Annotated in this window: 16 protein-coding genes and 1 pseudogene; 3 read left to right on the top strand and 14 right to left on the bottom strand. The window is 65.9% G+C overall.

What is annotated here, in order from left to right; all coding sequences use genetic code 11:
- Both BMX96_RS18065 and BMX96_RS18060 read left to right on the top strand, forming a co-directional pair.
- Positions 1 to 255 (top strand): transposase (locus BMX96_RS18065; RefSeq protein WP_175481787.1); only part of this gene is annotated, 255 nt, incomplete at its 5' end.
- Positions 256 to 1,135: 880 nt separating this feature from the next.
- Positions 1,136 to 2,068: pseudogene (locus BMX96_RS18060) on the top strand (IS5 family transposase).
- 144 nt (positions 2,069 to 2,212) lie between these two features.
- Here the strand turns inward: BMX96_RS18060 and BMX96_RS18055 are convergent.
- From BMX96_RS18055 to BMX96_RS18035, 5 genes are all read right to left on the bottom strand, one after another.
- A complete protein-coding gene (locus BMX96_RS18055; RefSeq protein ID WP_139210145.1) occupies positions 2,213 to 3,715 on the bottom strand; it encodes a multicopper oxidase family protein in 1,503 nt (500 codons plus the stop codon).
- A gap of 96 nt (positions 3,716 to 3,811) precedes the next feature.
- On the bottom strand, positions 3,812 to 4,198 hold the full coding sequence (locus tag BMX96_RS18050; RefSeq protein WP_091846755.1) for a rhodanese-like domain-containing protein: 387 nt from the start codon (positions 4,196 to 4,198) through the stop codon (positions 3,812 to 3,814).
- 12 nt (positions 4,199 to 4,210) lie between these two features.
- On the bottom strand, positions 4,211 to 5,122 hold the full coding sequence (locus BMX96_RS18045; RefSeq protein WP_091846754.1) for an MBL fold metallo-hydrolase: 912 nt from the start codon (positions 5,120 to 5,122) through the stop codon (positions 4,211 to 4,213).
- A 3-nt stretch (positions 5,123 to 5,125) separates the two neighbouring features.
- Positions 5,126 to 5,560: a DUF6691 family protein gene (locus BMX96_RS18040; RefSeq protein WP_091846753.1), complete on the bottom strand. Its 435-nt coding sequence runs from the start codon at positions 5,558 to 5,560 to the stop codon at positions 5,126 to 5,128.
- Positions 5,561 to 5,571: 11 nt separating this feature from the next.
- Entirely contained in the window at positions 5,572 to 6,081 is a 510-nt protein-coding gene (locus tag BMX96_RS18035) for a YeeE/YedE family protein (protein WP_139210144.1), read from the bottom strand.
- A 25-nt stretch (positions 6,082 to 6,106) separates the two neighbouring features.
- Between BMX96_RS18035 and BMX96_RS18030 the strand changes: the two genes are divergently transcribed.
- Complete coding sequence (locus BMX96_RS18030; protein WP_091846751.1) at positions 6,107 to 6,445, top strand: ArsR/SmtB family transcription factor; 339 nt, start codon at positions 6,107 to 6,109, stop codon at positions 6,443 to 6,445.
- 30 nt (positions 6,446 to 6,475) lie between these two features.
- Here the strand turns inward: BMX96_RS18030 and BMX96_RS18025 are convergent, their stop codons facing one another.
- From BMX96_RS18025 to BMX96_RS17985, 9 genes are all read right to left on the bottom strand, one after another.
- On the bottom strand, positions 6,476 to 7,867 hold the full coding sequence (locus tag BMX96_RS18025) for an NADH-quinone oxidoreductase subunit N (protein ID WP_091846750.1): 1,392 nt from the start codon (positions 7,865 to 7,867) through the stop codon (positions 6,476 to 6,478).
- Between the two features lies 1 nt (position 7,868).
- Complete coding sequence (locus tag BMX96_RS18020; protein WP_091846749.1) at positions 7,869 to 9,341, bottom strand: complex I subunit 4 family protein; 1,473 nt, start codon at positions 9,339 to 9,341, stop codon at positions 7,869 to 7,871.
- Between the two features lie 4 nt (positions 9,342 to 9,345).
- On the bottom strand, positions 9,346 to 11,271 hold the full coding sequence (locus BMX96_RS18015; RefSeq protein WP_091846748.1) for an NADH-quinone oxidoreductase subunit 5 family protein: 1,926 nt from the start codon (positions 11,269 to 11,271) through the stop codon (positions 9,346 to 9,348).
- Complete coding sequence (nuoK, locus tag BMX96_RS18010) at positions 11,268 to 11,573, bottom strand: NADH-quinone oxidoreductase subunit NuoK (protein WP_091846747.1); 306 nt, start codon at positions 11,571 to 11,573, stop codon at positions 11,268 to 11,270. Before nuoK ends, BMX96_RS18015 begins: the two co-directional genes overlap by 4 nt.
- Positions 11,573 to 12,178 (bottom strand): NADH-quinone oxidoreductase subunit J family protein, encoded by a 606-nt coding sequence (locus tag BMX96_RS18005; protein WP_091846746.1) that lies wholly within the window; start codon positions 12,176 to 12,178, stop codon positions 11,573 to 11,575. The genes nuoK and BMX96_RS18005 overlap by 1 nt, the downstream gene beginning before the upstream one ends.
- Positions 12,175 to 13,035: a complex I subunit 1 family protein gene (locus tag BMX96_RS18000; RefSeq protein WP_091846745.1), complete on the bottom strand. Its 861-nt coding sequence runs from the start codon at positions 13,033 to 13,035 to the stop codon at positions 12,175 to 12,177. The genes BMX96_RS18005 and BMX96_RS18000 overlap by 4 nt, the downstream gene beginning before the upstream one ends.
- Positions 13,032 to 13,943 (bottom strand): hypothetical protein, encoded by a 912-nt coding sequence (locus tag BMX96_RS17995; protein WP_108892419.1) that lies wholly within the window; start codon positions 13,941 to 13,943, stop codon positions 13,032 to 13,034. The genes BMX96_RS18000 and BMX96_RS17995 overlap by 4 nt, the downstream gene beginning before the upstream one ends.
- Positions 13,934 to 14,269: an NADH-quinone oxidoreductase subunit A gene (locus tag BMX96_RS17990; RefSeq protein WP_091846743.1), complete on the bottom strand. Its 336-nt coding sequence runs from the start codon at positions 14,267 to 14,269 to the stop codon at positions 13,934 to 13,936. Before BMX96_RS17990 ends, BMX96_RS17995 begins: the two co-directional genes overlap by 10 nt.
- Before the next feature lie 277 nt (positions 14,270 to 14,546).
- Entirely contained in the window at positions 14,547 to 15,116 is a 570-nt protein-coding gene (locus BMX96_RS17985; protein WP_236737131.1) for a DUF411 domain-containing protein, read from the bottom strand.
- Positions 15,117 to 15,219: the final 103 nt, after the last annotated feature.

Below are 15,219 nucleotides of genomic sequence, written 5' to 3'. Positions count from 1 at the left end.
GGCGACCGGCTATTCACCTTCACACGGCTCGATCCGACGCAATGGAAATCCGCGCGCACGACCAACGCCATCGAACGGCTGAACGGCGAATTTCGGCGCCGCATCAAGACGCAGACCGTGCTGCCATGCGCAGAGACCGTGCCCATGCTGCTGTGGGCGCTGCTCGCCTCCGGCCAGATCCAGATGCGCAAGGTCGACGGATGGGAGACCCTCTCTCAGCCCCTCGGACCCATGTCCCTTGACCTCGCCGCCTGAGAGGCCGAACCTTCACATGCCCGGAACACGCTGCCAGGGAATTTCCACAGCATTCGAGACACGACCCCATGCGTCGGCGGATCAGCTCAGAGACAAGTGCCCGGTACTGGTCAAAGAGAACAGCCGAATAGGATCTAGCGTGATCGGCCGCATAGGCCTCAGGGACGGGCGTGGTGTTGTCCAGTTCGACCATCCGCCTGCTGGGGCATCCAAGTTTGCACCAGGTCAGGATTGGGCGTCGCCCAACTACCCGACAGCGTCAGTGATTGGCGCGAGTGCGTCTGATTCACTCCTGCACAACCATGGAGTAAGCATTAGAGCGTCGGCCGCTGGGCGAAATGCCCCGTACGGTTCCAATCCCGATGATGGGACGAATGATGGGACAGGAGAAGTCCTGAGAATTTATCCGATACTTTTCGGTTGCTTATCTGAGGGATGTGGCAGCCCGTAGGGGGCGGGAGTAAGGACGAAGAAACAGAAGGTTAGGGCGAAGTGGGACACTCAAAGTTCTCATAGTTTTCCGCAGCATTCTGAGGAAAAAGTCCCACTGATGGACTTGACGGATTGTTTCAACTTGTCAATGGGTTGCTACGTCTAGTGCGCACTGGATGTTCAGGTTTTCCCACGTCAGGTGAGGCCCGGGCTACCGGCATGATCGGCGCTGGGAAAAGGATGTATGATTGGGTGTATGAGCGCCGGTGGGACATCCGACCATATTGCAAGCTCTAAGTGGTGGCTCAAACAATGGACAGGGTTGATTGGTTTCTCGGCGGGCTAAGACCGTCAGCGAATAGATCATCGATAATGGATCACTAGGGACCTTGTTGCACGAAGGCTGCCCGGGACTCACATCACGAGTCCAGAGGCATAGCTGGGCGGCATGTCCAGCCCTGCGCCCACCCGCTGCCGCACTCTGAACTGGTCTGCCTACAATGCCTCGCTGCGTGAGCGCGACTCGCTGAGGGTCTGGTTCGACCCGTCGGCGCCCTGGTACGTGGCACCCTCAGGCAAGCGCGGCGCGCAGCCGATCTACAGCGACGCCGCGGTCCAGGCGTGTTTGACGGTGAAGGTTCTGTTCGGCTTGCCGCTTCGCCAGACCACGGGCTTCGTGGCGAGCCTGCTGCGGCTTGCGGGCCTCGACTGGTCAGTGCCGGACTTCTCGACGCTCTGCCGACGCCAGAAGACGCTGGCCGTGCAGCTGCCCTACCGGGGCTCAGGCGGGCCGTTGCACCTGCTTGTGGACAGCACGGGCATCAAGGCCCGGGGCGAAGGGGAATGGCACGCACGCAAGCATGGTGAGGCCAAGCGGCGCGTCTGGCGCAAAGTTTACTTGGCTGTCGACGAGGCGACGCTCGAGGTCCGAGCGGTCGAAGTCACCGGCAGCGGGGTGGGCGACGCGCCTATGCTGCCGAGCCTGCTCGATCATACCCACGAGGGCGAGCCGATCGACTTCGTCACCGCCGACGGCGCATATGACGGGCGGGCCTGCCGCGATGCCATCGCCGGCCGGGGCGCCAATGCGATCATCCCACCGCGCCGCAACGCCAAGCCCTGAAAGAAGGACAGCCCCGGCGCAGGAGCACGGAACGAAGCACTGCGGGCTATCGAGCGGCTCGGCCGCACGATCTGGCGACGCTGGAGCGGCTACCATCGGCGCAGCCGCGTCGAGACTAAGATGAACTGCATGAAGCTCCTCGGTCAGAAACTCGCCGCCCGCGACTTCGGTCGTCAGACCGCCGAACTCCAAGTCCGCATCGCCATCCTCAACCGCTTTACGGCCCTCGGCACTCCCGTCACGCAGCCAGTTGGCTGAAATCGGGCGGGGAAAGGGGTTCTCTGACCTTCAGACGCTTCATGCAACAGCGCCATATTCATAGTATCGTACCTTTCTTCCTTGGAGTTGTTCTTTCCAACCAGATGGAAAATCGGTGGTTTCGATGTGAAACCGGGTCAGACGTCATAGAACCGTGAACTGACCCATCATGCCGGCATCCTCGTGTTCCAGGATGTGGCAATGATACATAAACGGCGCATCGGCCGCCGCGCGCTTGTCGAACCGCAGCAGGATCTCGGTCGGGCCCTCGACATGCACCACATCTTTCCACCCGATCCGCACCGGATCGACGGACCGCCCGTTTTGTGTGACGACCTGGAAGGATGTTCCGTGCACGTGGAACGGGTGCATCGCCATGTCCGCATTGATGCGCCAAAGCTCGGTTTCGCCGTGCGGCACCTGAAGGTCGATGCGTCCCATGTCGTAGGACTCGTCGTTGATCCCCATGATCTGTCCGTCGCGCCCGATCAGGTTGTTCAACATGCTGCCCATCATGTTCCCGGCATGCATGTTCAACGTGAAGTCGCGGCGACGCACGGGTTCGCCCAGATCGACGACGGGTGCGGGCAAGGCTTCGGGAAGGCGCGCGGGACCGGGGTTGCGGGCATCGGCGATTTCGAAGGACAGAATTTCGAGCGGCGAACCTTCGGCACCGCCGCCCATCATGCCGCCGTTGCCACCCATCATGCCACTGTTGCCCATCATGCCACCGCCCATCATGCCCGATCCGCCTCGGGTAGAGACCAGCCGTACCGCGGCGCGATCCGAGAAATCCACCACGATCTCGGCTCGTTCGGCGGCGGCCAGACGCAGGCCGGTCATGGAGATGGGTGCGGTCAGCAGGCCGCCATCGCTGGCGACCTGGTGAAAAGTCCGCCCATCCGTGAAGCTGAAATTATACATCCGCGCGTTCGATCCGTTCACGAGACGCAGGCGCACCAAACCCGCAGGGACGGTCAGCTTCGGGCGGATCGCCCCATTCACCAGAATCTCGGTCCCGTGAAAGCCCTGCATCAGGTCCATCATTCCGATGTCGTAGGTCATCCGGCCCGCGCCGTCGAAGCTGCGATCCTGCACGATCAGCGGGAAATCGTTGACGCCGTAATCGCGCGGCAACGGATCGTCGATATCGGGATCGTCGATGACGATCAGTCCGGCAAGGCCGCGATAGACCTGATCCGCCGTGCGGCCGTGCACGTGGCTGTGGTAGAAGAGGGTCGCCGCAGGGTGGTCGATTGGCAGTTCCGGCGACCAGGTCTCGCCCGGACCGAAGGCGAGTTGCGGTCCGCCATCCAGATGACCCGGCACGTGCATACCGTGCCAGTGGGCTGTGATCGGCGCGTCGATGCGGTTCGTCACGTCGATATTGGCAGTTTGTCCGCGTCGAAATCGCAAGAGCGGCCCCAGATAGTCTTGCGAATATCCCAGAGTGTCCGACCTGACGCCAGCGACAAACTCGCGGGTGCTTCTGATCGCTTCAAGGTTGTTTCCCGATCCGGGGCCAACATCCATGACCTCCGGCACAGGAAGCGGCGCGCCTGGTTCCGCCGCATTTGCGCGCCGGACGAATAAGGTGGGCGCAGCCAGCGCGGCGGTGGTGAGAGACAGGAATTGGCGGCGTTTCATTGGAAGTGCTCCGTCATGGGAAGACTTGCGTCGGCAGCGTTTTGGTTCGAGAGGGCGGGAAGGGGACAGATGCCTTCGATGACACGGCATTCCCTGCTAGTCCTTCAGCGGCAGGTCCGCCTTTTTCCAGCCCTCAAGCCCGCCTTCGATCACCGTGGCCTCGTAGCCCATCTGTCGCAGGCTGTCGGCCGCAAGCGCCGCGCGGGCGCCCGAGGCGCACAGGACGTGGACCCGGCCACCGCCGCCGCGTTTGGCGGTCAGGGCATCGTTGGCCTTGCCGGTGTCGGGGTCGGCCTGCGCTTCGGCTAGGCCGCGGGGGATGTGGATCGCGCCCGCGATGGCACCGTCGCTGTCCAGTTCGACCGGTTCGCGCACGTCGAGGATCACGTCGCCGTCCCGCGCTGCTTTATGCGCGTCCGTAGGGCTGATCGCATCGACGCGCGACCGGGCCTCTGCCACGAGGGCTTTCAGGGATTTTGCCATATTTTTCGCCTTTCAGAACTTATTGAGCGGAATCTTGAGATAGTGCGCACCGTCGTTCTCGGCCTCGGGCAGCCGCCCGGCGCGCAGGTTGATCTGCAATGCCGCCAGCATCCGGTCGGGCAGGGCCAGCGTGGTGTCCCGCGCCTCGCGCTTCTCGATATAGTCGCGCTTGTCGGTGCCGTCCTTGACATGGACGTTTCGGGCCTTGTGCTCGGCGACCGTGGCCTCCCATTCCGGCGTGTCGCGCCCTTCGGCCCCGTAATCGTGGCCGACGACCAGCCGCGTCTCCTTCGGCAGGGACAGAATGTCTTGTAGCGAATACCAGAGGTCGTCGGCCGAGCCACCGGGAAAGTCGGCGCGTGCCGTGCCGCTGTCGGGCTGCATCAGCGTGTCATGCACGAAGGCCGCATCGCCGCAGAGATAGGTGATCGAGCCCAGTGTGTGGTCCGGCGACAGCGTCACGCGCAGCTCCAGATCGCCGACGCGGAACGTGTCGCCATCCTCGAAAAGCCGGTCGAAATCGCGGTCCGGATCGAAGGCCTCGGGCGTGTTGTAATAGTCGCGCCAGAGGTCTGCGATCTCGCGCACCTTTTCACCAATAGCGTTGGGAGCGCCGATGCGCTCCTTCAGCCGCGCCGAGGCCATCACGTGGTCGGCATGGGGGTGGGTGTCGAGCACCCATTCGACGTGCAGGTCATGCTTTTCGACCAGGCCCAGCACCTGCTCCATGCTGCGCTCGCTCAGCGCGAAGCTCGCGGGGTCGAAGTTCAGTACCACGTCGATCAGGACCGCCTTCTTCGTCGCCGGGTCGGCGCAGATATACTGGATCGAGCCGGTATCGGGCTCGTAGATCCCCCAGACATCGGGGCTGTCGGGACCGGTTGAGGCCGAAAGGCGGACGATGGGGTCGTTCAGTTCGGACATGGATCACGCTCCTTTGCTTGCGAGACGGGTCGCGGATTTGCCGAGATCGGCCAGCACGATCCCGACCAGCATCGCGGGCAGGAACACCAGCGTGCCAGGTGCCCCCATCGCCAGCGATGTCCAGGCGGGACCGGGGCAGAAGCCGCCCAAGCCCCATCCCGCACCGAAGATCGCGGCGCCGGTCAGCAGCGGCGCGTCGATGGTCGTGCCTGTCGGCAGGTCGAACGTTTTACCCAGCACGGGCGCGTCGCGACGCCAGACCAGACGATAGCCCAGGAAGGCCGTCACCGACGCGCCGCCCATCACGAAGGCGAGGCTGGGATCCCACGGCCCCAATATGTCCAGGAAGTTCAGCACCTTCGCCGGGTCGGACATGCCCGACACGATCAGCCCGATCCCGAAGATCAGACCCGCGACGAAGCCCATGGCGTTGCGCATGACGGGTCTCCCTAGATGGCGTGGCGGATGAAGGTGGTCGTCGCGACGGCCGCGACGAGGAAGGTGGCGACAGCCGCCGCAGACCGCGGCGATAGACGCGCCAGACCGCAGACCCCGTGCCCGGACGTGCAACCCGACCCGAAGGCCGTGCCGAACCCGACCAGAAGACCGGCCAGCGCCATGCCCCAGAGGTTAATTGGCACGGTCTGCTGCGGTAAGGATCCCGTCGCCAGGAGCACGGCCAGCGGGGCCGCGATCAATCCCAGCAGAACCGCGAACCGCCAGCCGCGATCCGCAGGCCCGCCGGTGCCGGCCACCGCCGATGTCAGGCCCTTCGATATGCCGGTGATCCCGGCGATCTTGCCGAACAGACCCATGACCATGACCGCGGCAAGGCCGATCAGGATGCCACCGAAAAGCGACAGCCACGGTGTGAAGGGCGTTGCGACGACCGGTTCCATCCACGATCCTTTCGATTGCTGTATGGATATCTGACCTACGCCGTGATATATGTAAGTCATGACTAAATTAGTCAACTCTAATAATATGAAGAACCGTCCGCCGCTGCCGGTCCTGCAGGCGCGCGCGGCGGACGTGGCCGAGCAGCTGGCGCTGTTGTCGAATGCCAACCGTCTGATGGTTCTGTGCCACCTGTTGGAGGGCGAGCGATCGGTGGGCGCGCTGCAGGGCCAGCTTGCGCTTAGCCAATCGGCGCTCAGCCAGCACCTTGCCCGCCTTCGCGCGGCGGGCATGGTCGCGACGCGGCGCGAAAGCCAAAGCATCTTCTACCGCATCGCCGATCCGCGCCTGCACGATCTGATCGACGCGCTTTACCGAATCTACTGCGCGGATGCGGGGGACGAGGAGCGGCCCCCGGACGTCTGACCCGTTCGGTGCGGTGCGGCAAGGTCGCGTTCACGGCAGCAGGGCGCGGGGCAGGGCGGACCAGACGGGGGACCAGAGGAATGTGGTGGCCAGAAGCAGCGCGAACAGGGCCCAGAACGTGGCGCGCGCCGTGCCGCCCAGCGTCGCCATCGCGCCTTCGGGTCGGGAAAACACCGCGGGCCCGATGACACGCAGGTAGTAGAACAGCGAAAGGATTGTGTTGGCGACGGCTACAACGACGAGCCAGGCCAGACCCGCTTCGAGCGTGGCCACGAACAACGCGAACTTCCCCAGGAATCCGGCAAGCGGCGGGATGCCGACGAAGGACAGGAAGGCAAGTGTCAGGGCGATTGCCGGGCCGGGGTGCTTTCTGATCAAACCACGGTAGTCCGCGATGGCAGTGCGTCCCCGCAATTCGACGATGGCCGCGAAGGCGAGCAGGTTGGCGATGCCATAGACGCTCATGAAAGCCAGGAGCGCGGGCAGGGCGTCCGGGACCGCGCCCGCCACGGCGACGGCCATCAGCGCGTAGCCCGTCTGGCTGATCGACGACCACCCGACAAGGCGGCGTACATCGTCCTGCCACAGCGCGCAAAGGTTGCCGACCGTCATCGTCGCGGCAGCCACCAGCGCGACAAGCAGCGGCAGGGCTTGCGTTTCGGGGGTCAGCGCGACCAAGCGGTAGAGCGCCACGGCCGCGGCAAGCTTGGGGATCACGGTCAGGAACGCGGCCGCAGGGGCGGGCGCGCCTTCGGCGACGTCCGGCACCCAGGTATGGGCGGGCACGGCACCCAGCTTGAAGAACAGGCCCATCAGCACGAGGGTCAGGCCCGCAAGCGCGACGGGATTGTCCGGGATCGCGCCGGCGAGGTCGCGGTAATCGGTGCTGCCCGCCATGCCCATCACGAAGACCACGCCGATCACCAGAAGCGCGTTGGCCAATGCGCCGACCAGGAAATACTTCATTCCCGCTTCCAGCGAGATCGCCCAGTCGCGGTGATAGGCGGCCAGAACGTATCCCGTGACCGACGACAGCAGCACGCCCATCACCAATTGCATCAGATCCGCCGCCCCGGCCATCGCCATCGCGCCAAGGGTGGAGAACAGAAGCATCGCGTAGAATTCGCCGTGTCGGCGGTCGGTGGCGAACCAGCGCGGTGCGAGGCCGACGCAAAGGATCGTCAATCCGGGTATGGCGAACCGCGCCCATGTCGTGGCACCGTCCAAAGCGAAGGTGCCCGAAAAGGTCAGACGGTGCGCGTCGGCCTGTGCCCATGCGAGAGCCATGGACAGGGCCAGCCCCGCCGCCGCCAGCAGGGCGCACCAGCCGTGGCGGCGCTGCGGCAGGACCATCGCCAGCAGAAGCACGGCAACGGCGGTCAACAGGACCGTCAGTTCCGGGGCGAGATCGCCGATGGGCATGTCAGCCCCCTGCGCCGGGGGCCGGAATAAGGGAAGCGGCGTCGATGAGCGACAACAGCCACGTGGGCCAGACGCCGATCAGCACGACAAGGACCAGTAAGCCCGCCAAAAGCGCCGTTTCGGTCCGGTCGAGATCGGTGAAACCCGCGCGTTCTTTCGGCAGGTCGCCGAAGAACATCTGCCGCAGCATCCGCAGGAACAGCGCGGCGGTGATCAGGATACCCAGAAGACCGATGGCCGCCAGCCAGGGATAGACGCCGAAGGCACCGAGGAAGATGTGCAGCTCGGCCACGAAACCGGCCAGACCCGGCAGGCCCAGCGACGCAAAGGCCGCCAGCGTGGCCGCACCCGTCAGCCGCGGGGCGGGGCCCGCCAACCCGCCGAAATTGGGCAGGTGGTAATCCCCGGTCCGCTGCCAGACTGCGCCCGCGATCAGGAACAATGCGCCCGTGATCAGGCCGTGGGCGATCATCTCGACCACCGCGCCGGTCATGGCCAGCTGGCGTGCGGTCTCGGACCCCAGCGCGGATCCCGCCACCGCGATGCCCAGAACGGTGTAGCCCATGTGGTTGACCGAGGTGTAGGCGATGCGACGCTTCAGGTTGTCTTGGGCGAAGGCGACGATGCTGCCCCAGAGGATCGAGATTACGCCGACGATCGCCAGCGGCAGGGCCCAGCGGGCGAAGGTGTCGGGCATCATCTGCAGCGGGATGCGGATCAGCCCGTAGGTGCCCATCTTCAGCAGCACGCCCGCCAGGATGGCCGAGGCGGGCCCCGGCGCGTTGACATGGGCGGGCGGCAGCCAGGTATGGACCGGGAAAACCGGCGTCTTGATCCCGAAGCCGATGACGAAGGCGAGGAACACCAGACCGGGCACCATCCCCGCGGCGGCCAGCGGCGGGCTGTCGATCATCGCGCGCATGTCGAAGGTCAGTGTCGGCATGTTCAGCGCCAGCACGATGATCCCGATCAGGATCAGCAGCGAGCCCGCGAGCGTATAGACGAAGAATTTGAGCGCCGCATGCTGCGCGTCGCCATGGCCCCAGCGACCGATGAGGAAATACATGCCGACAAGGCTGAGATCGAAGAACACGTAAAAGACGATCAGGTCGAGCGTGACGAAGAGACCGATGGACACGCCCGCAAGGAACGCCATCCAGGCGTAGTAGGCGCGCGCATCGTGCAGCTTCAGCGGCCAGGCGGTCGCGGCGACGAAGATCAGCGCGCTCATCAGCGCCAGCCCCAGCGACATGCCGTCGACGCCCACGCGCCAGGCGATCCCGAGGGTCGGGATCCACGGCACTTCGGCCACGGCGCGAAAGCCGTCGCCGCCGCCCGCCCAGACGATCACCAGAGCCACAAGCGACAGTGCGGCGGCTCCGGTGGCGGTCCAGCGCGATGCAACCTCGCCGATCGGCACGAAGGCAAGGATCAGAGACGCCAGCAGCGGGATCAGAATGGCAAGTGTCAACACGGGTTCAGCCTCCGAAAATCAGTAGCGCCACGGCCAACGCGAAGCCCGCCACGAGAATGGTGTAGTAGTGATGCGCGAGCCCGGTCTGCAGCCGTCGCAGGTCCGCGCCCGCCATGCCCGCGATGCGTCCGCTGCCGGTGGGGATAAGGTCGCTCAGCCGCTCGCCGAGACCGGCACCCAGCGCTGCAAGGCCGGACGTCGCGCGCACCGCGGTCCCGACAGCGCCGCGCCAGATCTGTCCGCCGGTCGACATCGCCGCCCCGGCCGCGCCCGGCGCGAGCCCGTCCAGCGTATCGTCATCGGCGCGCGACAGGCCGTCGGCAAGGAATATCGCCACGGTCGCCGCGCCGCGCGGAATCAAGTCAATAACCCGGTCATCCGCCCGCGCGGCCATGATCGCGAGAGCATGGAATGGCCGGATGAGGCCATGTTCGTAAAGCGCGGGCAGACCCAGCCATTCCATCGCCGGGGCTTCGGTATCGGACCGCGCGGCGCGTAGGCCCGCGAGGATACCGAACGCCACGGCGGCAAGCGACGCGAGAAGTCCGAGGCGGGACCCTTCGGGCAAGTCCGCACCGATCCGGGCGGCGACAACGTCGTGGACGGGCGGCCACCACAGCGCCGAAAGCGCCAGCACGGCACCGGACAGCAGGGCGAGCCCGGCCAGCTCGCCCCGTTTGACCGTGCTATCCCGATCTTCGCCCGGCCCGAAGGCGGCGATGGCGAAGCGGGTGGCGTAGGCGGCGCTCAACCCGCCCGCGAGGATGATCGCGGCGGCCCAGAACGGCCCCGCATGTTCCAGGGCCTTGACCATTTCTTCCTTGCTCCAGCCGCCGGACAGGGGCGGCACGGCGGCCAGCGACAGGGCGGCGATGACGGTCAGGGCCGTGGTGGCGGGCAGGGCGCGCGCCAGACCCATCCGGCGCAGATCGAACGTGTCGGTGACGCGGTGGGCAACGCCCGCGGCACAGAACAGCGCGGCCTTAGTCGCGGCGTGGACGATCAGGTGCAGCACCGCGACGCCCGGAAAGCCCGCGCCGATTGTGGCGATCATCAGGCCCATCTGCGCCGAGGTCGATCCGGCCAGAAGCTTCTTTGCGTGGGTCTGGCGCAGGGCCACGACGCCGCCGAGGATCGCGGTGGCAAGTCCGATCACCATCGCCGCCGGGCCGAAGCCGGGCGCGGCCGAAAGCTGGGGATGCAGGCGTGCGAGGATATAGGCCCCCGCGGCCACCATCGTTGCTGAATGCAGCAAAGCGGATACCGAAGTCGGTCCGTCCATGGCGCGGAACAGCCATGGCGCGAACGGCACCTGACCGGCCTTCGACACCGCCGCGAGAAGCAGCCCGAACGCCGCCAGCGTCAGCGGCCAGCCGTAGAGCGTGCCAAGCGCCCCATAGCTGGCGCTGCCCGTCGCGGTGACGGTCGCCATCAGCGCGATGAAAAGACCCAGATCCCCCGTGCGGGCCAGGACGAAGGCGAAATTGGCCGACAGGCCCGGTTCCTGCTGCCGCCACTTGTGGCCGATCAGGGCCCAGGAACAGGCGCCGACGATTTCCCACCCGATCAGCAGCGTCACCAGGTCGGCGGCAATGATGACCAGTTCCATGCCGCCGGTGAAGACCAGCATCAACCCGATGAGCCGGGGCAGGCCGCGACCGTCTTCGTGCGATGCGGCGTAAAGCGTGATCGGCAGCAGGATCGCGGGCACGAGGAGGGCCGTGGCATGGGCCAGCGGGGGCAGGGCGGCCTGTAGCACGAGCAACTCAGACCAGACGAAGCGTCCTGTCTGGTCGCCAGAAATGAGCGCCAGGGCCAGCGTCGCGGCTGCCGCCCCGGCCCCCAGCGTCGCCAGCCGCGCCCGCGTGCCGCCGATGGCCCAGATCGCCAGACCGGCCAGAACCGGCAGATATGCCAGCGCCCAGATCATTGCCTCAGCGTTCCGATGCTTTCTGTCATGTCAGCCTGCCGCTTGCGATAGACGGCCACGATCAGGGCAAAGCCGATTGCCATTTCCACGGCCATCACCGCCATCACGATGATCGCCAGCAGCTGGCCTTCGGGCATGCCGCCCAGGGACAGGGACCAGAAGCCGATGATCGCCAGAAGCGCACCGTTCAGCATCAATTCCAGCCCCATCATCAGCATGACGAAGCTTTGCTGGCTGAGCGCGCCGTAAAGACCGATGCCGATCAGCGCGGCGGCCCCGAGAAGAACAAGTGTCAGTGTCATCAATGGCCCCCGTGATGGTGGTGGCCGTGCCCGCCGCCGCCCTCGGGTTGGCGGCCTGCGGGATCGCCGCCCTCGGTCAGTCCCGGCGGACGCGATCCTTCGTCGGCCGATCCGAAACGGCCCTGTCGCGACGACAGGATGACCGCGCCCACCATCGTGGCCAGAAGCGTGACGCCCGCGGTTTCGAAGATCAGCATGGAGGGGCCGAGAAGTTCGTGACCGAGTTGTGCGACGACGTCGGTGCCAGGGGCGACCGGGTTCGACGGCAACGGCGAAAGCAGCACGGCGGCAGACAGGCCGAAGAACGCGACAAGACCGGCGCCGATGGACAGGCGGTGCTGGTGGACCATGACCATCGGATTGAGGCCCGCGGGGTTCATCATGAACATGACCATGAAGATCGCCATGACCATCATTTCGACAGCCATCATGAACACGGTCGCCACACCGATATAGGGCGCCGACAGCAGCACGCCGATTGCGCCCACCGCGACGAAGGACAGCATCAGCGCGAAGGAGGCGCGCACCATGCTGTCGACGCGGAACACACGCCAGCCGGTCCAGACGGCGAAGGCGACGAGCAGGGCGATCATGAGGTCTGTCATAGCTCGATCAGTCCCGAAATCAGAAGGTGGAGGAAGGACAGCGGAAGCAGCACGACCCACAGGATCGTTAGCATCCGGCTGGGGGTCGTCCGCGCCACGCGGTTGCCGATCCAGACGGTCAGCGCCATCAGCGCGCCCGTCTTCAGCCACAGCCAGACCGGTCCGGGCAGCACCGGTCCTAGCGGGCCGCCCAGAAACACCGTCGCGGCGATGGCCGAGACCGAAACCAGCATCGCCAGCCGCGCGATCTGCCAGACGGCGCGACCGGCGCCGCTGTCTTCGGCCGATGTGCCCGTCGCGATATCGGCGGCGTCGGCGTAATCCATCGGGCCGCGCAGGGTCATCGCCAGGGCAACCACCATGAACAGCGGCAGGCCCAGCGGCTGGCGGATCACGTTCCAGACCTCGCGCTGGCTGTCGACGATGGCGACCAGCGACAGGCTTTCGGCGGGCAGGGCGGCGGCGATCAGCACGAACATCGAGGGCAGCATCACCGGCAGCCCGATGGCGGCATAGCGATAGGCCCCGATCAGCGGAAAGGGCGCGTTGGGCGACCAGCCGTGCAGGAAGACGGTGACGACGATCAGGGCTTCGCAACTGCCCCAGATCACGATGCCCACCGGGCTGTCGATCAGCGCCAGATCCGGCGCGAAGGGGACGACGGCGATGCCGATGGCGGCCAGCGCCAGATACCAGGCGGGGGCCAGATCGCGGTTCAGGCGGTCGGGAGCCTCGGTCTCGACCCGCTGGCGAGTGAAGAGCGCGAGGAGCGGCAGATAGGCACGGTCGAGGGCGACGGCGAACAGCGTCCCGCCGAGCAAGGTCGCAAGGACCGCGAGGGTCAGAAGCGCCGTCATGCAGCCTCCACGCCGCGCGCGGCACGGATGAGTGCCGATGGGGGCAGGGACGCGAGGATCAGCATGGCCTCGGCCCATTCGGCACCGTGCAACAGCGCGGGCAGATCGGGGGGCGCGACCGACACCGTGTCGCCCGCCAGCCAGGCGATCAGTCGGTCGCGTGCGGAGGTGCCGTCGATCCTGCCGATCCGTTTCGGCACCGCGCCCCGCAGCCACAGCGCGCGGGCGGATTGCCCGTGCATCACGCGGTGGGCGGCGCGGTCCAGACCCAGCAGCCGCAGCATCCGCGCCGCGCAGAGATCGGGCGCATCGGCATCTGCCGCCTGGGCGAGGGGTGGTGCTTGCACGTCAAGGTCGCAGATCACGTCCCCTTGCAGCGTCACCTGAAGCACCAGCCCCGGCGGCAGCATCGGCAGGAACGGACCGAACCGCGCCGTGTACCGGTCGAGTCGCAGCCCGTCGCGAATGTCCGTGCCGGTCATGGCCATGGGCCGCCCGTAGGGCGTGCCGCCCATCATCCCCTTGCCGCCCTGACCGTGGGGGCCGATGCCCTTCCACGCGTTCGGCGGCTCGTCCGGCAGATGATCGTCTTCGTCCCGTTCGCCCGCGCAAATATCGCGCCATGCCGTTTCGATCCGCGCCGCGATGGCATCTGGGGCATCCGCCTGCCACCGCAGCGTGGCCCGCGGATGGGGAAGCTGGTCGTGCACATGGGACAGCGCCTCTGCCGTGTCGCCCGGCAGATCGCCGGCGACCAGCAGGATCGCCGCATCGCGCGGGGTCGCGGCCCGGCGCAGGCCGGGCCGGGCAAGCAGACGCTCGGTTTCGGCCTGCCGACCGGGGCCGATGGCGGCGAAGACGGGCGCGGGCGACCGCGCCGCCCAACGGGCAAGACGAGTCATTGCCATCGGAAGATCCCTTCGCGCCAACCATAAAGGATGCCCACAGACAGGATCGCCAAGAACATGCCCATCTCGGCCAGCGCCTTGATCCCTTCGGAGACGAAGACCACAGCCCATGGATACATGAACATCATCTCCATTTCGAAGGCGACGAACAGAAGGGCCATGGAATAGGGGCGGAAGTGATAGCGTTGCCAGGCATGGGTGTCGGGCGTCCCCCCGCCCAGAAAAGGCATCGCCTGCGGCGCGGTGCTGTCCGCGACGGGTTGCATCGCGCGCGCCAACAGGACCGCGAGGGCTGTCCATCCGAGTATCACGATGACCGTCTGCATGTCGCGGCATACCCTGTCGATTTACCCGTCAAACCTGCGGGCGTGCGAAAGTTCCCGCAAAAGCTTGGAAAACGCTGGAAAAAGGTTCCATCGCTGGAAGGTTTGGTCGCGCGATCCGGGCCAGGCGGCCTGACCGGTCCGGTCAAGCCGACCCGCAGGATCGCCGCGGATCGGGGGCGGCCCCGCGTGCGCAGGTGGTCAACGGTAAGCCCGAAGCGCCAAGTGTGCGGCGCGGGACACCGCGAAACGGCGTCCTTCAGGGATCGCGGCTACCAGATCAGTTCCCGTCCGTGGGATACGACGTCACCACCTGACCGATATCGCCATCCCGCAGAAGGACCACATCGAACACGGTATCGGGCGTCATCTGACCCATGCCCGGTGATCCCATGGGCATGCCCGGGACGGCGACACCGCTTGCATCCGGGTAATTGGCCAGCACGTGCCTGATGTCTTCGGCAGGAACATGGCCTTCGATCACGAAGTCGCCGATCATCGCGGTATGGCAGGCCACGGCGTCCTCAGGAACACCGACGGACGCCTTGTGTGCGCGCATCGCGTCGTATTCAAGCTCCCGGATCGTGATGTCGAATCCGGCGTCCTGCATGTGATCCGCCCAGGCTGTGCAGCATCCGCAATTGGGATCCTTGAATACCGTCATGGCCGTTTCGGCGGTGGCGGTCGTGGCCGCGAGAATGCTGAAGGATGCGATGAGAAGGGCTTTTTTCATGGATTGCGTCTTTCGTTCAGTGGATTTGAGATCGAGTGGGCGGTTGCGGGTGTGTCGGACTGGATCCGGGGAAGAACCGGGCGGAGCAGAGAGGGCCGCCGTTGCCATCGACGGCATCGAACACATCGCGGATCGCGGCGGTGACCATACGACTCTCGTGCCAATTGGTCATGGAAGGGCAAATGGGCCTTCCAGCACTGGAAGCTCAAATGCCCATCGT

Source organism: Palleronia pelagia (genome assembly GCF_900110115.1).
Classification (GTDB): domain Bacteria; phylum Pseudomonadota; class Alphaproteobacteria; order Rhodobacterales; family Rhodobacteraceae; genus Palleronia; species Palleronia pelagia.
Note: the sequence above shows the minus strand (reverse complement) of the source record. Positions and strands in the feature narration are given on the sequence as shown.